General features: G+C 64.0%; 23 protein-coding genes. 16 read left to right on the top strand and 7 right to left on the bottom strand.

Annotated features, from left to right (window positions below; all coding sequences use genetic code 11):
• Nucleotides 1-8: 8 nt before the first annotated feature.
• Nucleotides 9-521 carry a hypothetical protein gene (locus tag RMO89_RS15965; RefSeq protein WP_310534362.1) on the top strand — a complete coding sequence of 171 codons (513 nt, stop codon included), beginning with the start codon at nt 9-11 and terminating at the stop codon, nt 519-521.
• Between the two features lie 21 nt (nt 522-542).
• On the opposite strand, the gene RMO89_RS15960 is transcribed toward RMO89_RS15965, so the two are convergent.
• Nucleotides 543-1,067, bottom strand: a complete 525-nt coding sequence (locus RMO89_RS15960; RefSeq protein WP_310534360.1) for an FKBP-type peptidyl-prolyl cis-trans isomerase — start codon at nt 1,065-1,067, stop codon at nt 543-545.
• Nucleotides 1,068-1,091: 24 nt separating this feature from the next.
• Nucleotides 1,092-1,586, bottom strand: coding sequence for a hypothetical protein (locus RMO89_RS15955; RefSeq protein WP_310534358.1), 495 nt, complete (start codon nt 1,584-1,586; stop codon nt 1,092-1,094).
• A gap of 154 nt (nt 1,587-1,740) precedes the next feature.
• Here RMO89_RS15955 and RMO89_RS15950 point away from each other — a divergent pair, with 154 nt between their 5' ends.
• The 13 genes from RMO89_RS15950 (at nt 1,741) to RMO89_RS15890 (ending at nt 12,218) form a co-directional block, all read left to right on the top strand.
• Nucleotides 1,741-2,316 (top strand): NifU family protein, encoded by a 576-nt coding sequence (locus RMO89_RS15950; RefSeq protein ID WP_310534357.1) that lies wholly within the window; start codon nt 1,741-1,743, stop codon nt 2,314-2,316.
• On the top strand, nt 2,313-2,912 hold the full coding sequence (locus RMO89_RS15945; RefSeq protein WP_310534356.1) for a malonic semialdehyde reductase: 600 nt from the start codon (nt 2,313-2,315) through the stop codon (nt 2,910-2,912). The genes RMO89_RS15950 and RMO89_RS15945 overlap by 4 nt, the downstream gene beginning before the upstream one ends.
• A gap of 14 nt (nt 2,913-2,926) precedes the next feature.
• Nucleotides 2,927-3,595, top strand: coding sequence for a tRNA (adenosine(37)-N6)-threonylcarbamoyltransferase complex dimerization subunit type 1 TsaB (tsaB, locus tag RMO89_RS15940; protein ID WP_310534355.1), 669 nt, complete (start codon nt 2,927-2,929; stop codon nt 3,593-3,595).
• Nucleotides 3,592-4,047, top strand: coding sequence for a GNAT family N-acetyltransferase (locus RMO89_RS15935; RefSeq protein ID WP_310534354.1), 456 nt, complete (start codon nt 3,592-3,594; stop codon nt 4,045-4,047). The genes tsaB and RMO89_RS15935 overlap by 4 nt, the downstream gene beginning before the upstream one ends.
• 163 nt (nt 4,048-4,210) lie before the next feature.
• Nucleotides 4,211-4,693, top strand: a complete 483-nt coding sequence (locus RMO89_RS15930) for a MucR family transcriptional regulator (RefSeq protein ID WP_310534353.1) — start codon at nt 4,211-4,213, stop codon at nt 4,691-4,693.
• A 91-nt stretch (nt 4,694-4,784) separates the two neighbouring features.
• Entirely contained in the window at nt 4,785-5,228 is a 444-nt protein-coding gene (locus tag RMO89_RS15925) for a Fur family transcriptional regulator (RefSeq protein WP_310534351.1), read from the top strand.
• The gene (locus RMO89_RS15920) at nt 5,228-5,995 is read left to right on the top strand and encodes a 1-acyl-sn-glycerol-3-phosphate acyltransferase (protein WP_310534349.1); all 768 of its coding nucleotides are present in this window, start codon (nt 5,228-5,230) and stop codon (nt 5,993-5,995) included. The genes RMO89_RS15925 and RMO89_RS15920 overlap by 1 nt, the downstream gene beginning before the upstream one ends.
• A gap of 24 nt (nt 5,996-6,019) precedes the next feature.
• Entirely contained in the window at nt 6,020-7,156 is a 1,137-nt protein-coding gene (locus RMO89_RS15915) for a sterol desaturase family protein (RefSeq protein ID WP_310534348.1), read from the top strand.
• 53 nt (nt 7,157-7,209) lie between these two features.
• Nucleotides 7,210-8,586 carry a tRNA (N6-isopentenyl adenosine(37)-C2)-methylthiotransferase MiaB gene (miaB, locus tag RMO89_RS15910; RefSeq protein WP_310534347.1) on the top strand — a complete coding sequence of 459 codons (1,377 nt, stop codon included), beginning with the start codon at nt 7,210-7,212 and terminating at the stop codon, nt 8,584-8,586.
• A 108-nt stretch (nt 8,587-8,694) separates the two neighbouring features.
• Nucleotides 8,695-9,714, top strand: a complete 1,020-nt coding sequence (locus RMO89_RS15905; protein ID WP_310534346.1) for a PhoH family protein — start codon at nt 8,695-8,697, stop codon at nt 9,712-9,714.
• A gap of 177 nt (nt 9,715-9,891) precedes the next feature.
• Nucleotides 9,892-10,377 (top strand): rRNA maturation RNase YbeY, encoded by a 486-nt coding sequence (gene ybeY / locus RMO89_RS15900; RefSeq protein ID WP_310534344.1) that lies wholly within the window; start codon nt 9,892-9,894, stop codon nt 10,375-10,377.
• Between the two features lie 60 nt (nt 10,378-10,437).
• A complete protein-coding gene (locus RMO89_RS15895) occupies nt 10,438-11,340 on the top strand; it encodes a hemolysin family protein (protein ID WP_310534343.1) in 903 nt (300 codons plus the stop codon).
• Entirely contained in the window at nt 11,340-12,218 is an 879-nt protein-coding gene (locus RMO89_RS15890; protein ID WP_310534342.1) for a LysR substrate-binding domain-containing protein, read from the top strand. Before RMO89_RS15895 ends, RMO89_RS15890 begins: the two co-directional genes overlap by 1 nt.
• Before the next feature lie 6 nt (nt 12,219-12,224).
• Here the strand turns inward: RMO89_RS15890 and RMO89_RS15885 are convergent, their stop codons facing one another.
• A complete protein-coding gene (locus RMO89_RS15885) occupies nt 12,225-13,583 on the bottom strand; it encodes a hypothetical protein (RefSeq protein WP_310534340.1) in 1,359 nt (452 codons plus the stop codon).
• 82 nt (nt 13,584-13,665) lie between these two features.
• The gene (locus RMO89_RS15880; protein ID WP_310534339.1) at nt 13,666-14,121 is read right to left on the bottom strand and encodes a peptidylprolyl isomerase; all 456 of its coding nucleotides are present in this window, start codon (nt 14,119-14,121) and stop codon (nt 13,666-13,668) included.
• Between the two features lie 110 nt (nt 14,122-14,231).
• On the opposite strand from RMO89_RS15880, the gene mgtE reads away from it, so the two are divergent.
• Both mgtE and RMO89_RS15870 read left to right on the top strand, forming a co-directional pair.
• On the top strand, nt 14,232-15,677 hold the full coding sequence (mgtE, locus tag RMO89_RS15875; protein ID WP_310534338.1) for a magnesium transporter: 1,446 nt from the start codon (nt 14,232-14,234) through the stop codon (nt 15,675-15,677).
• Entirely contained in the window at nt 15,677-16,075 is a 399-nt protein-coding gene (locus tag RMO89_RS15870; RefSeq protein WP_310534337.1) for a DUF1489 domain-containing protein, read from the top strand. The genes mgtE and RMO89_RS15870 overlap by 1 nt, the downstream gene beginning before the upstream one ends.
• On the opposite strand, the gene nudC is transcribed toward RMO89_RS15870, so the two are convergent.
• Genes nudC through RMO89_RS15855 form a run of 3 tightly spaced genes read right to left on the bottom strand, consistent with a single transcriptional unit; the run spans nt 16,072 to nt 19,314 of the window.
• Nucleotides 16,072-16,938: an NAD(+) diphosphatase gene (gene nudC, locus RMO89_RS15865; RefSeq protein ID WP_310534336.1), complete on the bottom strand. Its 867-nt coding sequence runs from the start codon at nt 16,936-16,938 to the stop codon at nt 16,072-16,074. The genes RMO89_RS15870 and nudC overlap by 4 nt on opposite strands.
• Nucleotides 16,938-18,260 (bottom strand): serine hydrolase domain-containing protein, encoded by a 1,323-nt coding sequence (locus RMO89_RS15860; RefSeq protein WP_310534335.1) that lies wholly within the window; start codon nt 18,258-18,260, stop codon nt 16,938-16,940. Before RMO89_RS15860 ends, nudC begins: the two co-directional genes overlap by 1 nt.
• The gene (locus RMO89_RS15855) at nt 18,253-19,314 is read right to left on the bottom strand and encodes an A/G-specific adenine glycosylase (RefSeq protein WP_310534334.1); all 1,062 of its coding nucleotides are present in this window, start codon (nt 19,312-19,314) and stop codon (nt 18,253-18,255) included. The genes RMO89_RS15860 and RMO89_RS15855 overlap by 8 nt, the downstream gene beginning before the upstream one ends.
• Nucleotides 19,315-19,333 lie beyond the last annotated feature (19 nt).

Below are 19,333 nucleotides of genomic sequence, written 5' to 3'. Positions count from 1 at the left end.
GCATCTGCATGGCACGCTTCTCGACCGTGGTTCTGGCTTTGGCGCTGACTTCCGCCAGCACTCCGGCACTTGCACAGACGGCGGCATCGGCGGCTTTCCCTGTGCACAGCGCTTATGGCGAAACCGATGATGATAACATGGCAGCTTGCAAGGTCACCCATGCCTCATCGGTCGCTGCGACTGAACGGACACTGCGCAGCAACGGCATCCGCACCGTGACTCACACGGAGAACACGTTGTCGCGCGACGTGGTGCTGGCCTATATCAATATCAACGCCTTGCCCGTCCGTCAGGGCGGCAAGGAAACCGGGGCCTGCGCCTACAGCATCAATTACGAGCTGTACGACAACACCAATTTCACCAACCCGGTGACCAAGGGCTCGCACTTCGGCAAGGTCATGTACTGTAATCAGGGTGGACTTCTGGTCTGGTCAGCCGCCACCGCGCAGGCGCAGGTCAACAAGGACCTGCAGAACTACGTCAGCGCCTGCGTCAAGGAATATACCGCAAGCAAGAACTGACGCCTGCGTGGCGCGCGTTCATTACTTGGGTGCGACTTTGGGCTCGGCCTGTGTCTCAGCCTGCTTCTGCATCGCCTCGATCTCAGCCATAGATTTGAAGTCGATCAGTTCGACTTGAAACACCAGGTCTGAATTGGCCGGAATCGGGCCACTGGCCTGCGCGCCATAACCGATCGCCGCCGGGATGCAGAGCCTCATCACACCGCCCTTGGCCGTCAGCTTGATGCCTTCGCCAAAGCCCGCGATCACGCCGGACACCGGCATGGGGGTGCGCTGCGCCTGATCGAAGACGGTGCCATTTGCGGCAAGGTAACCAAGGTAATTGATCAGTACAACATCGGCATCACCCGGCTTGGCGGCACCGGCGGGAGCGGCGCGCAGCTCGGTATAACCAAGGCCCGAGGCGGTCTTTGCCGTGCAGGAGCGGTGTCCCGCATCGACCACCGGGTTAAGCGGCAGCGGGATGATCGGGCTGGCGACCTGCGCCGATGCAATAGCGGGAAAGCCCAGCAGGGCGGCGGCGAAAGCCTTGATCGTGATGTTCATAGGCCCCGCATCTAGGGCCAAGAATCAAGCCTCGCCAGCAGAATCGTCCACCGGTTCGCGCCGGCGCTGGCCGGTCAGCAGGTGCGGCCAATGCTGCGCCACGATCAGCACCAGCGTTGGCAAAACCATGGTCAAGGCGATGTCCTTGGCCATTTCCCCCAGTTGCTGCGGCACTTCGTTTGCCCAGATCTCGAAGAAATAATCATTCACCTCGTTCGCCAGTTCGATTGCAAGAACGAGCAGCCAGGGCAGCCAGTCCGCCAGCGACCGGCGCAGCAGCACGGCAAAAACCAGCGCCAGACCCATCCCGGCCATCACGTGCAAGGCATCGTTATGAAACGCCAGACTGCGTTCCAGGAACATCTTGGCGAAATAAATCGTCTTGGGAATATCAATGGGCATCGCGGCTTGCGCTAGGTGATTGCGGGCGGGCAGGCAATGGACCGGGGCCATGTCGTACGCGGCTCCGCCATGTCCTACACAGCGCCTTTCAGGCACAATCGCGCGCATGTTCAGCACGCTGCATCCTTGCCCGTCATGCCATTTCGCGAGTCACGGGAGCCAACTGGACACTTTCTCTCAGGACTGTGTCCACTGTGTCCAGTCGATAGGGATTTCTGCGGCTTTCGCGCTCTCCCTTGACCCTCAGCCCCATCTTCCTAAATGCAGTGCCATGTACATAGAAACCGAAACCACGCCGAACCCTGCGGTTCTGAAGTTCCTTCCTGGCCGCGAGGTCATGGCCGCCGGCACGCGCGATTTTGCCGAAGAGGAACAGGCGCAGGCTTCGCCGCTGGCCGCCGCGCTGTTTTCGCTCGGTGACGTTTCCGGCGTTTTCTATGGCCGCGATTTCGTTTCGGTCACTGCCGGCGAAGGGGTGAGCTGGTCGGCGCTCAAGCCGCAGGTTGTTGCCGTTCTGCTCGATCACTTCGTTTCCGGCGCGCCGCTGTTCAACGAGGCCGATGCCAGCGGCATCATGGTCCCGGCCGACGATGACCTGTTCGGCGATGATCCCGGCACCGAGGATATCGTCGTCCAGATCCGCGAACTGATCGAAACCCGCGTCCGCCCCGCCGTGGCCAATGACGGCGGTGACATCATCTATCGCGGCTTCCGCGAAGGTGTGGTTTTCCTCACCATGCAGGGCGCCTGCGCCGGTTGCCCCAGCTCGACCGCGACGCTCAAGCAGGGGATTGAAAGCCTGCTCAAGCATTACGTCCCCGAAGTCGTCGAAGTCCGCGCGGCATGAGCGCTGCCTTGTCAGATGCAGCGCTCGACCAGCTTTTCCGCACAGCGCGCACTTATAATCACTATCTCGACAAGCCGGTCGGGCAAGATGTGCTGGCGGCGATCTGGGATCTGGTGAAATTCGGCCCGACCTCGGCCAATTCGCTGCCCGCGCGCATCGTCTGGTGCGTCAGCGACGAGGCCAAGGGAAAGCTCGCACCGCTGTGCAGCAGCACCAATGCGGAAAAGGTGCGCAATGCCCCGGTTACCGCAATCATTGGTATGGACGTCAATTTCCATGACAACCTGCCCGAATTCTTCCCCCACGCGCCGGCGATGAAGACGATGATGGACGGCTTGCCCGAAGCCGCTCGCGAAGCCATGGCGCTGCGCAATTCCTCGCTGCAGGGCGCCTATTTCATTATCGCTGCCCGCGCTTTGGGTCTCGATACCGGGCCGATGTCAGGCTTCAACAATGCGGCCGTCGACGCGGCATTCTTCGCCGACATGCCGGGGGTGAAGTCGAACTTCATCGCCACGCTGGGTTACGGTGAGTCCGGAACGCCCCACGCCCGCCTGCCGCGCCCCGATTTCGCGCGCTTCAACACCATCGCCTGAGCTTGCCGGCGACGATGCGCACCCTGGTCATTGATTGCGCCACCGAAGCCTGCTCGGTCGCCTTGTTCGAAGGAGGTGCGCTGGTTGCCGGCGATTGGCACCTGCTGGGCCGCGGCCATGCCGAAGCGCTGGTGCCGATGATCGCCGCGCTTCCCGACAAGGGCCGCGCCGACCGGATCGCTGTATCACTCGGACCCGGCAGCTTTACCGGTCTGCGCGTCGGACTTGCCGCCGCACGGGCGCTGGGGCTGGCGTGGAAATGCCCGGTTCTCGGCTATCCGACTCTGTCACTGGTCGCGGCGCAGGCGCTGGACGCGAGCAAGGCGGAGGAGGTTCTGGTCTGCATGACCGGCGGTCACGGCGAATGGTTCGTGCAAGGTTTTGACCGCAATCTGGTGACGACGGCGCCGCTGGCCTCGCTGCCCCCCGCAGAAGCTGCCGCTGCCCCGCAAGTCCTTGTGGCGGGAACCAAGGCCAGCGAACTGGTCGAGCTGCGCAGGTCTGGCGAGGCGCTGGCCATCCACCCCGACGCGCGCAGCTTTGGCCTGCTGGACTTCGCGCTGCTGACCAGCGACATCGCGCTGATCTATGGCCGCGCGCCCGATGCGCAGCTCCCACAGCAAAAGCCAAAGCCGGAACAGCGGGGGGGACGAACGGGTCAGGTGGCAGGGCAAGCCGCATGACCGACGACATCGACCGCATCATGGCTGTGATGCAGGCCGCCTTCGACCCGCTTTATGGCGAGGCCTGGAACCGACGGCAGGTCGAGGATGCCATGGTATTCGGGCACACCCATTACCTCCTTGCCGGGATTGGTGGCGAGGACCCGGCGGATGATGACGCCGTCGGTTTCTCGCTGTCGCGCTATGGGTTCGAGGAAGAGGAGCTGCTGCTGTTCGCCGTCCATCCCGACCATCGCGGCAAGGGTATCGGCACCCGCCTGCTGGCGCGCTTTGCCGAGACGGCGAAACGGCGCGGGGCGCGGCGCCTTCTGCTCGAAATGCGGCACGGCAATCCTGCAGAGCGATTGTATCGCGGCTTCGGATTCGTCCAGATCGGCGAGCGACCCAAGTATTACCGGCAAGGTAATGGCGAAAGTATCGATGCCCTTACGTTTTCCTGCCCCCTGGAGTGATTTAACTGCCTGTTTTGACTTGAGACAAGGCATTGGATTCACAATTCCTAGATCAAAGCTTGAATCTCGCTGCCGTTCGGGACTAAACGCGGCGATGCAGTGCCGGTTTAGCGCGGCGCGCATGAATAAAAAAACCTCGGTCGCAAAAGAACAGGATACAGGAATGAATAACCCTGAAAATGATATGACGGAGACGCTGATTACGCTCACGTCCGACATTGTCGCAGCCCACGTCAGCAACAACAATGTTTCACCTGATGAAGTCTCCGCGCTGATTACCAACGTCTACAAGGCCCTTGCAGGGCTGGGTACCGTCGAAACGCCAGTCGTTGAAGCCGCCAAGCCGGCCGTTTCGGCCCGTGCCTCGGTCAAGCCGAGCAAGGTGGTCTGCATGGACTGCGGCATGGAACTGCAGATGCTCAAGCGCCACCTGATGACGCACCACGGCATGACGGTCGATGATTACCGCGCCAAATGGAACCTTGCGGCTGACCATCCGATGGTCGCTCCCAACTATGCCGAACGTCGCCGCGAACTGGCGAAAAAGATTGGCCTTGGCCGCAAGCCCGGCACCAAGATGCCGAAGAAGGTTGTCTCTCCGGATGCGCCGCCCGCCAAGCGTGGCCGCCCGAAGAAGGTCGCCTAACCAACTACCTGACCAGAACCGGTATCGCCGGTTGCACAAATGCCTCGCGGGACTAATATCCCGCGAGGCATTCTGTTTCGGAACATAACCCTTGCACCAAGCAATCGACATTGAGGCCCTCTGCGCCGAACGCGGCCTGCGCATCACCGACCAGCGCCGGGTGATCGCCAAGGTGCTGTCGGAAAGCACGGATCATCCGGACGTGGACAAGCTGCACGAACGCGCTGTCGCCATCGATCCGGGCATTTCGATCGCCACGGTCTATCGCACCGTGCGCCTGTTCGAAGAGGCCGGCATCCTTGACCGGCACGATTTCGGCGATGGCCGCGCCCGCTATGAAGCTGCTCCTGAAGCGCACCACGATCACATGATCGACGTGGAAAGCGGCAAGGTCATCGAATTCGTCGATCCCGAACTGGAGGCGCTGCAGCGCCAGATTGCTGAAAAGCTGGGCTATCGTTTGGTCGATCACCGCATGGAACTGTTCGGCGTCAAGCTGGTGCGCGAAGGCGGCGGAGCTTCGGGCGAAAGCTGATGGCAGCCGCGGTGCAGGCCTCGCGCCGCCGTTTCGGCCTTTTTGCGATCCTGCGCATCATCGTTCGCGTGTTTGCGATGGTGGTCCTGCTGCTGGCCTGCCTGCTGCCCTATTATATTTTCGCCCTGCTGCGGCTGCGCAATCCGTGGCCGCGCACTTTTCTTGCAGGCATCTGCTGGATCGCCGGCGTGCAGATCAGGGTGGTTGGCGAGCGTCCGAAGGGCAGCGCCTTCCTGATTGCCAACCATGTCAGCTGGATCGACATTCCGGCCATCGCCCAGGCCACGGGCAGCGCCTTCGTCGGCCATGACGGCCTCGCCTCTGTCCCACTGATCAAGCACCTCTGCGCGATGAACGACACTGTGTTCATCGCCCGCCACGACCGCGCCAGCATTCATCAGCAGGTGGAGGACGTGCGCCGCGCCATTCGCGATACCGGCGCGCTGACCATCTTTCCGGAAGGAACCACCAGCGACGGCACCGGCCTGCTGCCATTCAAGTCTTCGCTTCTCTCAGCGCTGGAACCAGTGCCGGAAAGCGTACGCGTGGTACCGGTGCTGCTCGACTACAGCGCCGAAGCCGCGTCGCTCGCCTGGGTGGGTGAGGAGCACGGGGTGGACAATTTTCTGCGCATGCTGGCCCGCCGCCGCCCGGTGGTCTTGATCATGACCTTCTGCCCGCCGCTATCAGGCGAACAGGTGCGTGACCGCAAGACCATGGCCGCAGCGGCGCGTGAGGCGATGTTGCAGGCCTTGCAGAAACCTTAGACGTTCAATCCGGGGGGGTTTTTCATGACATTCGTCAAGAAACTGGTGCGGGACCTCGAATCTCCGCCCGAAGTGCGCGGCTTCGGCTCCGGCTGGTTTGCGGGCTTTTTCGCGATCCTGCTCGGCGTAATCGGCCTGTGCTTTGTCGCCGCGCTGCGCTGGCAGATGAGCTTTGCCATGCCCGAACTGGCCGCGATCCGCGAGTGGGCGGGGTTCCGCAGCCTCGTTCATTTCACGCTGCTGGCAGCCTATGGACTGGCCTTGCTCAGCCTGCTCCTGCGCCCCCGCAAGGCCATGGGCATGACGGCGCTGGCGATCTCGCTGATTGCCACCGTGCTGGGCGGAGCCGCAGTCCAGCCGCACGAAGTCAACGAATGGGGCATGTTTTTCGGGCTCGACTTCTTCGCCGTGAACCTGCTCGCCACCGGACTGATGTTCGCCCCGCTCGAACGCTTCGCCCCGCAGCGGCGCGAACAGCGATTGTTCCGGAGCGAATGGAACGAAGACCTGTTCTATTATCTGGTCAGTTCGATGTTCGTGCAGATCATCACATTCCTCGCCCTGGCACCATCCAGCTTCATCAATACCAGATTTGGCTGGCTCGAAGGCACGCAGTCCGCGATCGGCGCGCTGCCTTGGCTGGTGCAGTTCCTGCTGGCGATGGTGGTAACCGACATTGCCCAGTACTGGTTTCACCGCCTGTTCCACCGCGTGCCATTCCTATGGGGATTCCATGCCGTCCATCACAGCGCGAAGACCATGGACTGGCTGGCCGGTGCGCGGATGCACTTCATCGAAATCGTGCTGCTGCGCGGGGTAACCTCGCTGCCGCTGCTGACGCTGGGCTTCCTGCCTTCGGTAATGCAGGCCTATGTCGGTATGGTCTATGTCTATGCCTCGCTGGTCCACGCCAATGTGCGCGGCAATTTCAACGGGCTGGGCAAGTACCTCGTCGTGCCGCGCTTTCACCACTGGCACCACGCCATCGAGGCTGAAGGATTGGACAAGAACTTCGCAATCCATTTCCCGATCCTCGACCGAATATTTGGCACCTATTACTTTCCCGATGATGTCTGGCCGAGCGGGTACGGTGTTCCCGAGGCAGTGCCAAAGGGCTATCTGGCCCAAGCGCGCTACCCCTTTGTTCGCCCACGAACCTGATCCGGAACAGCGCCCCTTCATTTCACCTGCGTTTTCGCGTAAGCGCGCGGCCCATGTCCTCAACCCCGCCGCCCTCAACTCCGCCGTCATCAACCCCGCCCCCCCGCACTTACCGCGTCAAGAGCTTCGGCTGCCAGATGAACGTCTATGACGGGGAGCGCATGGCCGAACTGCTCGCCGATCAGGGCATCGCACCTGCTCCCGAGGGCGAGGAGGCGGACCTCGTCGTGCTCAACACCTGCCACATCCGCGAGCGGGCGGTCGACAAGGTCTATTCGGACATCGGCCGGCTGGTGAAGAACTGGACGCGCGATGACGGCACCGCACCGCTGATCGCCGTCGCCGGCTGCGTCGCGCAGGCCGAGGGCGAGGAGATCATGAAGCGTGCACCGGCGGTGTCGATGGTCGTCGGCCCGCAGGCCTATCACCGCCTGCCCGGTATGATCGCCGAGGCGCAAGAAGGTCGCCGCCCGGTCGATACCGACATGCCGGCCGAAATGAAGTTCGATTCGCTCCCTGCCCGGCGCAAGGTGGGGCCGAGCGCGTTCCTCACCGTGCAGGAAGGCTGCGACAAGTTCTGCACCTATTGTGTTGTGCCCTATACCCGCGGCGCAGAAGTTTCCCGCCCGTTCAAGGATCTGGTCGACGAAGCTGCCAGACTCGTCGATGCCGGCGCGCGCGAGATCACCCTGCTGGGCCAGAACGTCAACGCCTGGAGCGGCGAAGATGCTGCTGGCCGCGCGGTCGGCCTCGATGGCCTCGCAAGAGAGCTGTCCAAATACCCGGACCTGCATCGGATTCGCTACACCACCAGCCACCCCAACGACATGACCGAAGGCCTGATCGCCGCGCATGGCGAACTGGATAAGCTGATGCCGTTCCTCCACCTGCCCGTGCAGTCGGGCAGCGACCGCGTGCTGAAAGCGATGAACCGCAGCCACTCGCGGGGCAGCTACCTCAAGATCCTCGACCGCGTCCGCGCGGTGCGGCCGGACATCGCCCTGTCGGGCGATTTCATCGTCGGCTTTCCCGGCGAAACCGACGCGGAATTCGAAGAGACGCTGAGCCTGATCGACGCGGTCGGCTATGCCCAGTGCTTCAGCTTCAAGTATTCGCCGCGCCCCGGCACGCCTGCCGCGACGATGGACGGACAGGTGCCGGCCGAAGTCATGGACGAACGTCTCCAGCGCCTGCAGGCCGCGGTCAACCGCGACCAAGTGGCCTTCAACCTCGCCACCGTAGGCAAGCGCTGCCGGGTTCTTGTCGAACGGCGCGGCAAGTTCGAAGGCCAGTGGCTCGGCAAGACGCCGTGGCTGCAATCGGCGCATTTCACCGGCGATGCTGCGATCGGCGATCTCGTCGAGGTCGAACTGACCGAGGCGGGAGCCAATTCGCTGTCGGCGCGCCTGCTGCATCCTGCGCTCGTCTGAGCAGTTTTCCACCGTCACCCGTCGCAGCACGGCTTGCGCCCGGGTTTGCTTGGCCTATCTTGATCGCAGTCGGGCCGCTGCCCTGCGGCCCCATCGTGAAAGGAGCGCATGGCCCGCAAAGCTGCACGTGCCCACAATGTGGCGCAAATCAGGCCCGAACCACCTCAGCGTGCCCGGGCCGAACTGGAATTCGATGAACCGGCCGTTCTCGGCGCGTTGTTCGGACAATTCGATGCCAACCTGGTCCAATTGGAAAACAGGCTCGGCGTGTTCATTTCGGCTCGCGGCAACCGCATCCAGATCGAAGGCAGGACCGACGACGTGGCCCGCGCGCGTGATGTCCTTCGCGGGCTTCACCAACGCCTTTTGCAAGGACATGACATCGATGCCGGCGCAGTTGAATCGCTGATCGCCATGTCGGCCGAACCCACGCTTGACGGTATTGTCTCGAAGGAACTCGAAAACCCTTCAGTAATGATCCGTACCCGCAAGAAGACGATCGTCCCGCGGTCGACCACGCAGATCGAATATATGCAGGCGCTGGCGCGCGAGGATATCATCTTCGCGCTCGGCCCGGCGGGCACCGGCAAGACCTATGTCGCCGTGGCGCAGGCGGTGAGCCAGTTGATGGCGGGATCGGTGCAGCGGCTGATCCTTTCGCGACCGGCGGTTGAGGCTGGCGAGCGGCTGGGCTTTCTGCCCGGCGACATGAAGGAGAAGGTCGATCCCTATCTTCGCCCGCTCTACGACGCGCTCAATGATTGCATGCCGCCCGAACAGGTCGAGCGCCGCATCGCCAGCGGCGAGATCGAGATTGCGCCGATCGCCTTCATGCGCGGCCGCACGCTCGCCGATGCCTTCGTCATCCTCGACGAGGCGCAGAATACGACGCCAGCGCAGATGAAGATGTTCCTCACCCGTTTTGGCCAGAACAGTCGCATGGTGATCTGCGGAGATCCCAAGCAGGTCGACATTCCCGGCGGTCCGCAAATGAGCGGATTGAAGGACGCGGTCGACCGGCTGGAAGGCATAGAAGGCATTGCCACCGTCCGATTCTCCGCTGCCGACGTCGTGCGCCACCCGATCGTCGGACGGATCGTTGAGGCTTATGAGGGCAAGGACGCGTAGCAACACACCTTTCGTCATTCCCGCGTAGGCGGGAACCCATCTCCAGACGTTTCGTAACGCATCAACGTCTGAGCGACTCGATAGATTGGGAGATGGGTTCCCGCCTAAGCGGGAATGACGATGAGTGATGGGGTTTGGATGCTTGTCGAAGCCCCCGCGCTCGCCTAGCCCGGCAACATGGACCTTGAGATCGATATCGATGCCCCCTGGCCGGGCACGCCTGACTGGGCGGACCTGGCTTTTCAGGCGGCAGAGGCGGCGGCTTCAGTCGCACCTGAACTCGGCAATGTGCGCCTGACTGCCAGCCTGCTTTTCACTTCGGACGCCGAAGTCCATGTGCTCAACCGCGAATGGCGGGCCAAGGACAAGCCGACCAACGTGCTGTCATTCCCGATGATCGAACGCGATGACCTGCTCGATCTCGAACCGGACGGCCCGCCCGAAATGCTCGGCGACATCGCGCTGGCGCATGAGACCTGCGCGCGGGAAGCGGCGGACAAGGGCGTGCCGCTGGAACATCATGCCGCGCACCTGCTGGTTCACGGGCTGCTGCATCTTGCCGGCTTCGACCATGAAATATCGAGCGAGGATGCCACCGAAATGGAAGCGCTCGAAACAAAGGCGCTTGCACTGATGGGCATTGCCGACCCATATTGCGGTTGAACGAAACGCAAGTGCCAGCGATTCTCAAAAGCCAGCGATTCTGAGGGACTGCTTCCAGTAATGGCCGACCATAATTCCGGAGACGCGGACAGTAGGCGCTCGCTGCTCGGCAGCCTGCGCGCAATGCTGGGCATGACCAAGGACCAGAGCTTGCGCTCCCAGCTGGAAGACGCGATCGACGAGCACGAGGAAGACACCTCGCCCTCGCCCGCCGGCGACCTTTCCCCGATCGAGCGGCAGATGATGCGCAACCTGCTGCATTTTTCCGAACACGATGCCGATGACGTAGCGATCCCCCGGCGCGAGATTGTCGCCGTGCCCACCTCGCTCACCTGGGAGGAACTGGTCGCCGCCTTCGCCGAACACGGCCACAGCCGTATGCCGGTCTACCGCGAAACCCTCGACGAGGTGAAGGGCATGATCCACATCAAGGACGTGTTCCCGTTCCTGGCCGGGCCCAAGGCGCCGCCGAAGGACTGGACCACACTGATGCGCCAGCCCCTGTTCGTGCCGCAATCGCGCAATGCCATCGACGTGCTGGCCGACATGCGCGCCAGCCGCACGCACCTCGCCGTGGTGTTCAACGAGTATTCGGGCACCGAAGGCATCGTCACCATCGAGGACCTCGTCGAGGAGATCGTCGGCGATATCGAAGACGAACATGACGACGCGCCGACCGACCTGTTCGTTCCGCTTGAGGGCGGCATGTGGGAAGTCGATGCCGGGGCTGAACTCGAGGACGTGGGCGAACGGATCGACCCGCGCCTTGGCGAAGTGGAAGAAGACGTCGATACACTGGGCGGACTTGCCTCCCTGCTCGCCGAGCAGGTGCCGCCGGTGGGTGCCATGCTTGACCATTCGAGCGGCTGGCGGCTCGAAGTGATCGCCGGCAATGAACGCCACGTCACACGGCTGCGGCTGCATCCGCCGGTCGGGGCGCCCCAGACAATCGTAGTGGACTGATGCGCCGCCTTCCCCCACTCCGCGCGCTTGAAGCGTTCCTGCGTGTCGTGCGCCAGGGCTCGGCCAAGGCCGCCGCCAGCGAGCTCGGCCTCAGCCCCTCGGCCCTGTCGCGGCGCTTGCAGGCGCTGGAGGAATTCCTCGGCAAGAAGCTGTTCCTGCGCCAACATCAGGCGCTCAAGCTGACCGAGGAAGGCCAGGCGTTCTACGAGGTTGTCAGCCCGCTGATCGAGGACCTCGCCGAAGCAGTCGAGGCGCAGATCGACACCGGCAAGCTGCTGCGTCTGCACCTTGGCACGCCCTCGTTGTTTGCCGAACAGCGTCTGTTCCCGCGCCTGCTGGAACTGCGCAAGCTGCACCCGCGTCTGCACATCGATATCGACACTGGCCCGCATCTTGATGCGCGGCTGGGCGACACGCTCGACGCGGCGATTGTCGTGGCTGGGGCGCCTGACGACGCGCTCTATTCGGTGCGGCTCGACCACAACAAGGTCTATGCTTTCACCTCGCGGGCGCTGGCGGAGGAACTGGGCAGCAATCCCGACGCCGCCAAACTTTCGCGCCAGACCTTCCTGATCCACAACGAGCTGCCCGACAGTTTCACAGCGTGGAAGGAAGCGCTGGGCCTGACCAAGCTGGAACCCGCAGCGATCGACCATTTCGATTCGGGCCAGCTGATCCTTGAAGCGGCGGCCCAGGGCCTCGGCATTGCCATCATGCACGATGACCATTTCCGTCGCTCGGGCGACCAGCGGCTGGCGCGGCTCTATGATGTCGAGGTGGAGAGCCCCTATTCCTACTGGTTCGTCTGCCGCCCGCGCGCGTTGGATGCACGCCCCGTCCGGCTATTTCACGACTGGCTGGTGGGCGCCGGTATCTGACGGCGGTTACTGCGCTTTCACGAAGAGCAGCGCCTTGCCATCGCCGGGAACTTCCCGCCAACGCGATGGCGCAGCGCGCAGGTCCGCCACCAGACGTTTGGCATCAGTCGGCGCAATCAGCCAGGCATCAGGATCGAACTGCGTCTCGACTTCGGCCAGCCCAGCCTCGCCGCCGAAGGTACGGTTGTAGAGCCGCCATTCGTCCTCGCTGAAGCGGTAATAGCGGCCATCGTAGAGCGACTGCCACTTGCGCCCAGTCTCATCCGCGATGATGCCGCCGAAGTAGGAATTGGCGAATATGCGCCCCCCCTCCGGCATGGCCTTGAGCTGGGCGATGGCAGTCTGTGGCGCAAGCGGCCATGTGGGAACCGGAGTCTTGGCCACAGCCAGCGCCGCAAGAACCGGGAAGCCGGCAGCGAAGCCCCAGCCCTCATGCCGTCCCTGCGTTTCAACTTTCTCGCGAACGGCCAGCAGCGGCACCAGCGCAATCGCCCACGGCAGCATGAACCGCGCCCAGACAAAGCTGAGGGCCAGAAATGCCAGCGCGCCCAGCGCCTCCCCCCAGTCGATCCGCTTCCAGTTGACCGCGATCATCGCCAGCACGCCGGCATGGAGAGTGAGCAGCAACGGATGCAGGTCCCTCGCGCCGGGATCGCTCACTGGCAGCCATTCAGTCGCCGCCATGAAGACGCTCATCTTCTGGTTGGCGAGACTGACCGCCAATACGTCGAAGCCCGCTGGCGTGGCAAACTGGGCGGCAGCGGCGATGGCAGCCAGCGCAGTTTCAGGCAGCGGAATGGCAGACAAGTCCCGCGAACGCAGCGCCGAAAGCCAGCCCGGAACCGCGCGCGCCCCCAGATAGAGCGCAGCGATCATCACTGATGGGTGCATGTTCTGCCACAGCACCAGTACCGCGGCTCCGGCAGCGAGTTGCCACGCCAGCTTGCCGCGCCATGTCAGGATCCACAGGATCAGCCCGAAGCCCAGCACCGACCAGCTCTGCGGGCGCAGCGAGAGGAAGGAAAGTGCGATGCCGCAGGCGAGGACCAACGCCGCAGCGGTGGTCACCATGCCCGCCCCGCGCCGTCTTGCGGCGAGGCCAGCGAAGAAAAACCCGCCGGCACACAGCGCGGCGTCAAATATCTGCACCGCGCGCCAGTCGCCCAACTGGCGGACCAGCGCGAGGATCACTTGCCCCAGCGCGGAAAGCGGCGGCGTGGGCGTGCCGGCATAGGTCGGGGCCAGAACCTCGCGGGGGATCGGCCCGCCGGCCTGCAGCGCCAGGTCCCCCAGCGCTGCCTGCCAGTAGATATCGGAATCGTTGATTCCGCGCTGGAGGAGCAACCAGCCCAGCAAAAGCGGCACGCCGATCCATGCGGCCCCAGTCAGGGCCTCGTATATCGGGCGCCGCTCAGCGGAACCGGGCGCCCCCCGCGCCAAGTTCCCGTCAGCCTTCGCTCAACGTCGCCTTGACGATCTTGCCCGGCTCGCGCGGCGGCTCGCCCTTGGGCAGCGCGTCGACGTTTTCCATGCCTTCGACGACCTGACCCCAGACCGTATACTGGCGATCAAGGAAGCTGGCATCGTCAAAGCAGATAAAGAACTGGCTGTTGGCCGAGTGCGGTGCGCTGGTGCGGGCCATCGAGCAGACGCCGCGAACGTGGGGTTCGGCGTTGAATTCGGCCTGCAGGTCGGGCTTGTCCGAACCGCCCATGCCGGTGCCGTTGGGGCAGCCGCCCTGCGCCATGAAGCCGGGAATCACGCGGTGGAACTTCACGCCGTCGTAGAAACCTTCGCCGACCAGTTCCTTGATGCGGGCAACATGGCCCGGCGCAAGGTCAGGCCGCAGCTTGATCTTCACGTCACCGGTGTCGAGCGAGAGGGTGAGATATTCTTCGGCCATTTGCGTAGTCTCCAGTAATTTCGGGCACGATATAGGGTGCCGGGGAATAAAGTCACGCCCCTGCGTTTGCTGCGGTTGCAATTGGTTTCGAGTCGCCTAGACCGAGCCGCATGACTCCCGAGGATCGTGACATTTCCGTGTTGATCGAACCTGTCGATTTGGCCGGTGTCGGTGCTGGCGACACGCAGGAATCGAACACCCTCGACGAGGATAACCGGCTCAAGCCGGCATTCGTCCGCAAGGTGCGCGAAGCACTCGAAGCAGGCGAGCGCGATGTGGTCTACGACCTTGTCGAACCGCTGCACCCCGCTGACATCGCAGACCTGTTCGAACTGGTCGATGCCGATGAACGCGGCGCTCTGGCACGGGCGATCTCCGACCAGATGAGCCCGGAGGTCTTCGCAGAGCTCAACGACCACGTCCGCGAACTGATCGTTGAAGACCTACCGGCAGATCAGGTCGCCGACATCGCCGAACAGCTCGAAACAGACGACGCTGTCGCCATGATCGAGGATCTCGACGAGGAGGACCGCGAGGCCGTCCTTGCCGAAATGGAGCCCGAGGACCGCGCCGCCATCGAATCGGCACTGGCTTTCCCGGACGAGTCCGCCGGCCGCCTGATGAGCCGCGACTTCATCGCGGCGCCCGAGCATATGAGCGTCGGCGACCTGATCGATTACCTGCGCGAACGGCCCAACCTGGCCACCGAATTCTGGGAAGTGTTCATCGTCGATGCGCGCCACCACCCGGTCGGCACGTGCTCGCTCAGCTGGATCCTGCGCAGCCCGCGCAACGTTGCCCTGTCCGACGTAATGAAGCGCGACCAGACGCTGATCGACGTCAGCATGGACCAGGAAGAAGTCGCACTGCGCTTTCAGAAATACGCGCTGATTTCCGCCGCCGTGGTCGATGTCAGCGGGCGCTTGGTTGGCCAGATCACCGTCGATGACGTGGTCCACATCATCCAGGAAGAAGCCGGCGAAGACGCGCTGCTGCTGTCCGGCGCCGGCGATGGCGACATCAACGAGCCGATCCGCGATTCCTATTTCGCCCGCGTGCGCTGGCTGATCGCCAACCTTGTAACGGCGCTGGTTAGCGCGACGATCATTTCCAGCTTCGGCGGCGCGATCGAGAAGCTGGTGGCGCTCGCCGCACTGTCCCCGATGGTCGCCTCGATCGGCGGCAATGCCGGCACGCAGACCATGGCCGTCACTGTCCGCGCGCTGGCGACCAACCAGCTGACCCGCACCAATACCCGCCGCATCCTGTGGCGCGAAATGCGCGTCGCCATGCTCAACGGGGCAACCGTCGCCACGCTGATCGGCTGTGCGACATGGGCTTTCTTCGGCAACCCGTTGCTGGGCGGCGTGATTGCGACGGCCGTCATCCTCAACATCCTCACCGCCGGGATCGCGGGCCTTGTCGTCCCCGTCCTTCTCGATCGCTTCGATCAGGACCCCGCCGTGGCCAGTTCGGTCTTCGTGACGATGATCACCGATTCGATGGGCTTCTTCGCCTTCCTCGGCCTAGCCGTAGCCAGCGGACTGGTCGGCTGATGGCGCTGTCGATCACCAAGGTCGCCTATGGCGCGCAGTCGCTCGAGGAAATCGGCGAGTGGTTCACCGGGCGAGGCGATGAAGTGTACCTGACCACACGCTACCTGCCCAAGCGGCACGAAGAGATTATCGGCGGCGGATCACTGTTCTGGATCTTCAAACACCAGCTCGTCGCGCGGTCACCGATCCTGCGGTTTGAAGAGGCCGCCGATGGCCGCACCGAGATCGTCATCGCCGCAAAGATGATCCCGGTTCACCCCCGCCCCAAGCGCGCCCACCAAGGCTGGCGCTACCTCGCCGAGAATGACGCCCCGCGCGACATTGCCGATGGCGAGGACAGCGGCGACCTGATGCCGCCCAAGCTGGCCGGCGATCTGGCGCGGCTGGGACTGGTCTAGCGCGCCAGCCACCAGCGCAGCAGCTGGTGCGCGATTGCAGCGACCGGCGGCGCGATGAAGGGAGCTTCGGGATCACCCGCCATCGCGGCTTCAACCTCGGCGCGGGAAAACCAGCGCGCTTCTTCCAGTTCGTTCGCATCAATGGTGATCGCCGTGCCTTCCGCAATCGCGTGGCAGCCGATCATCAGCGAGGATGGGAACGGCCAAGGTTGGCTGGCGACATAGGTCACATCGTGCACCGTCACTCCAGCCTCCTCCAGCACTTCGCGGGCTACGGCCTCCTCCACCGTCTCGCCCGGCTCGACAAAGCCGGCGAGCGCTGAAAATCGCCCAGCGGGAAAGCGTGGCTGGCGGCCGAGGAGCAAGTTGCCGTCATGCTCGACCAGCATGATTGTCACCGGATCTGTGCGCGGGAAGTGTTCAGCGGGGCAGGCGGTGCAATTGCGCTGCCAGCCACCCTTTGTCAGCACGGTCGCCCCGCCGCACTGCGCGCAGAAGCGGTGCCGCGCGTGCCAGCCGACGAGCGCGCGGGCGACGCCATATGCGGCGAGGTCGGCGCTCGATACCGCCGCGAGCGCCTGCCACAGGCGCGGATTCGGCGGGCCGACATTGGCGCTGACGGGCACTGGCGCAAAGCAAGCACGGCCATCCTCGACGCCAAGGAACACCAGTTCTCCGTCCGGGTCAGCCTCGGCAAGGCTGGTCCAGACCAGTTCGCCATCCGCCGTCAGCGCCGGATCGAGGCCCTCCATTCCAAGCAGCCGCGCATGGTGCGTCATCAGCGCGCCCAGCGCCGCCGGATCGCCGCGCAAGTGATCGGCGCGGTCGATGCGGCAGCCGGAGAACGCGATATCGAGCTTCATCAGGCAGCCTTCTTGGTCAGCATCGGGGCGACGTCCAGCCTCGCCGCGGCGAGGAATTCCTTTTGCAGCGGGTAGATCTCTGGCGGCATGAACTGCGCGAACAGCGCCGCGCGCAGGCCGATGCGGCGCTGGACGAAGAACAGCGTCCCCGCTGCGCCCGACCAGCCGAACATGCCCGCATCATCGCCCAGACCAACGCGCCCACCCGCGCCATATCCCGCGCCTTCGATTCCTGTGCCCTTGGTCACCGCGCCCGCCGGCAGAAGATTCGACACCGCCAGCCGCACCGCCGCCGGGTCGATTACCTTCTTGCCACCCAGCTTTCCGTCATTGACCAGAACTTGCGCGAACCGGTCAAAATCGCGCGGGCTGGAAACGAGGCCCGCGCCGCCGAATTCAAAGGCCGGCGCGTCCAGAAATACCGACTTCGCGCCCGGATCGATTGGCAGCGGCATATTGCCGAGCACGCCGTAATTTGTCGTCAGCCGCCCAACGTCTGCCTCGCGCACGCGAAAGCTGGTGCTGGTCATGCCGAGCGGCCCGAGAATCCGTTCCTGCATCAGGCGCGACAGCGGCTTGCCGGTCATTTCCTCAAGCATCAGGCCGAGAATATCGATGCTCATCGAATAGCGGAACTGCACGCCCGGATCGAACATCAGCGGCACTTCGGACGCGCGTCGCAGGAATTCCTTCGGCCCGGGAGTAGGCGTCGGCGAGGTCACGCCCGGGATGATCTGCCGAGACACCGCCCCCGGCACCACGCCGCGCTTGGTGAGTTCAAGGCTCACCGCGTCACGCCCGATGCCGCCATAGCCGAAGCCTGAGGTATGGGTCAGCAGGTGCCGCACGGTGATCGGCTTGTCGGCTGCTCGCAGCGGCGCGCTCGCCTTGCCCCCGTCCTGCACTTTCATCGCGGCGAACACGGGAAAGACGTCTGCCAGCCGCATATCGAGCGACAGCTTGCGCTCGGCAATCAGCAACGCCGTCAGCAGGCCGGTGACCGGCTTGGTCATCGAATAGATGCGGTAGAGGCTGTCGAGACCGACCGCAGCAGCATCGCCAAAGGCCTGACTGCCCAGCAGCAGCGAGCGCGGCGGCGCGTTGCCCCAGCCGAAAGTGGCGACCACGCCGGGGAGCTTCTTTTCGGCCACATAGCGCCGGATCAGATTGGCCACCTGCGGCCAGTCTGCCGCAACATCGCTGGCAAGAGCAGCCGAAGCTGCGCGGGCTAGTTCAGGATGCGCGAGCAGCAAACTGGCGAGACTGCCACCGAGGAAGGCACGGCGCGAAGGGTTGGCGAAGGGCATCGGCACGTCAGTCATCTCCCCGCAGCGCCAGCGCCAGCCGCGCCGCCTTGGCAAACAGGGTGGGCAGGCCAGCCTCGTCGAGGCGCGTGACCGGCCACCACTCGCCTTCGTCATTCGCCGTTCTAGCGTGAACGCGGCCCGAATAAAGCTTTAGCGACAGGATCAGGTTGAAATGGGTAAAGGTGTGCTCCACTTGCCCGGCGGCCTGCCATTCCCCGGCGAGCGGAGGTTCGCCATTTCCGTCAGCCCGCGCGTTCCAGCCATCGTCAGGCAGCGCGCGCATGCCGCCAAGCATGCCCTTGTCCGCCCGGCGGACAACCCAGACCTCGCCATCACGCTCAATCCAGAACGCAGTGCCGGTGCGCTGCGGCCTGGCCTTCTTCGCCGGCTTCACCGGATAGCGTTCGGGCGCGGCTTTGCCCCGGCACGACGCGCTCAACGGGCAAAGCAGGCAGCGCGGGCTCCGCAAGGTGCAGATGCCCGAACCGAGGTCCATCATGGCCTGCGCGAAGTCGCCCGAGCGCTCGTCCGGAGTGATTCGATCCGCCGCCTCGCGGATTGCCTTGCGCCCGGTGGGGAGCGGCGTGTCGATCGCGAACAACCGTGCAACCACGCGCTCGACATTGGCGTCGATCACCACAGCGCGGCGGCCAAAGGCGATGGCAGCGACGGCGGCGGCGGTATAGTCGCCCAGCCCCGGCAAAGCTCGCAGTTCGGCCTCGGTATCGGGGAAAGCTCCGCCGCGCGCCGCAATGGCCCGGGCGCAGGCCAGCAGGTTTCGGGCGCGGGCGTAATAACCCAACCCGGCCCATGCGCTCATCACATCGGCATCGTCCGCCGCCGCGAGGTCCATGACGGTCGGCCAGCGTTGGGTGAACTTTGCAAAGTAGGCCTGCACCGCCGCCACAGTGGTCTGCTGCAGCATCACTTCGGACAACCAGACGCGGTAAGGCCAGTTACCGTCCTTTGGTGCGGGCGATCCCGGCCGCGCGCGCCACGGCAGGGTGCGGGCGTGGCTGTCATACCAGCCAAGCAGGCTTCCCGAAATGTCCTGCACACTGGCGTCCATCGGCTCGCTATGGCATGGC

The organism is Novosphingobium sp. (assembly GCF_031424035.1).
Lineage (GTDB): Bacteria > Pseudomonadota > Alphaproteobacteria > Sphingomonadales > Sphingomonadaceae > Novosphingobium.
This window is presented reverse-complemented; position numbering and strand designations above follow the sequence as displayed.

Bases quoted from the DNA above. Each gene is read 5' to 3' on its own strand.
- RMO89_RS15965 (WP_310534362.1), top strand. From the start codon at position 9: ATGGCACGCTTCTCGACCGTGGTTCTGGCTTTGGCGCTGACTTCCGCC.
- RMO89_RS15960 (WP_310534360.1), bottom strand. From the start codon at position 1,067: ATGAACATCACGATCAAGGCTTTCGCCGCCGCCCTGCTGGGCTTTCCC.
- RMO89_RS15950 (WP_310534357.1), top strand. From the start codon at position 1,741: ATGTACATAGAAACCGAAACCACGCCGAACCCTGCGGTTCTGAAGTTC.
- RMO89_RS15945 (WP_310534356.1), top strand. From the start codon at position 2,313: ATGAGCGCTGCCTTGTCAGATGCAGCGCTCGACCAGCTTTTCCGCACA.
- tsaB (WP_310534355.1), top strand. From the start codon at position 2,927: ATGCGCACCCTGGTCATTGATTGCGCCACCGAAGCCTGCTCGGTCGCC.
- RMO89_RS15935 (WP_310534354.1), top strand. From the start codon at position 3,592: ATGACCGACGACATCGACCGCATCATGGCTGTGATGCAGGCCGCCTTC.
- RMO89_RS15930 (WP_310534353.1), top strand. From the start codon at position 4,211: ATGAATAACCCTGAAAATGATATGACGGAGACGCTGATTACGCTCACG.
- RMO89_RS15920 (WP_310534349.1), top strand. From the start codon at position 5,228: ATGGCAGCCGCGGTGCAGGCCTCGCGCCGCCGTTTCGGCCTTTTTGCG.
- RMO89_RS15915 (WP_310534348.1), top strand. From the start codon at position 6,020: ATGACATTCGTCAAGAAACTGGTGCGGGACCTCGAATCTCCGCCCGAA.
- miaB (WP_310534347.1), top strand. From the start codon at position 7,210: ATGTCCTCAACCCCGCCGCCCTCAACTCCGCCGTCATCAACCCCGCCC.
- RMO89_RS15905 (WP_310534346.1), top strand. From the start codon at position 8,695: ATGGCCCGCAAAGCTGCACGTGCCCACAATGTGGCGCAAATCAGGCCC.
- ybeY (WP_310534344.1), top strand. From the start codon at position 9,892: ATGGACCTTGAGATCGATATCGATGCCCCCTGGCCGGGCACGCCTGAC.
- RMO89_RS15895 (WP_310534343.1), top strand. From the start codon at position 10,438: ATGGCCGACCATAATTCCGGAGACGCGGACAGTAGGCGCTCGCTGCTC.
- RMO89_RS15890 (WP_310534342.1), top strand. From the start codon at position 11,340: ATGCGCCGCCTTCCCCCACTCCGCGCGCTTGAAGCGTTCCTGCGTGTC.
- RMO89_RS15880 (WP_310534339.1), bottom strand. From the start codon at position 14,121: ATGGCCGAAGAATATCTCACCCTCTCGCTCGACACCGGTGACGTGAAG.
- mgtE (WP_310534338.1), top strand. From the start codon at position 14,232: ATGACTCCCGAGGATCGTGACATTTCCGTGTTGATCGAACCTGTCGAT.
- RMO89_RS15870 (WP_310534337.1), top strand. From the start codon at position 15,677: ATGGCGCTGTCGATCACCAAGGTCGCCTATGGCGCGCAGTCGCTCGAG.
- nudC (WP_310534336.1), bottom strand. From the start codon at position 16,938: ATGAAGCTCGATATCGCGTTCTCCGGCTGCCGCATCGACCGCGCCGAT.
- RMO89_RS15860 (WP_310534335.1), bottom strand. From the start codon at position 18,260: ATGACTGACGTGCCGATGCCCTTCGCCAACCCTTCGCGCCGTGCCTTC.
- RMO89_RS15855 (WP_310534334.1), bottom strand. From the start codon at position 19,314: ATGGACGCCAGTGTGCAGGACATTTCGGGAAGCCTGCTTGGCTGGTAT.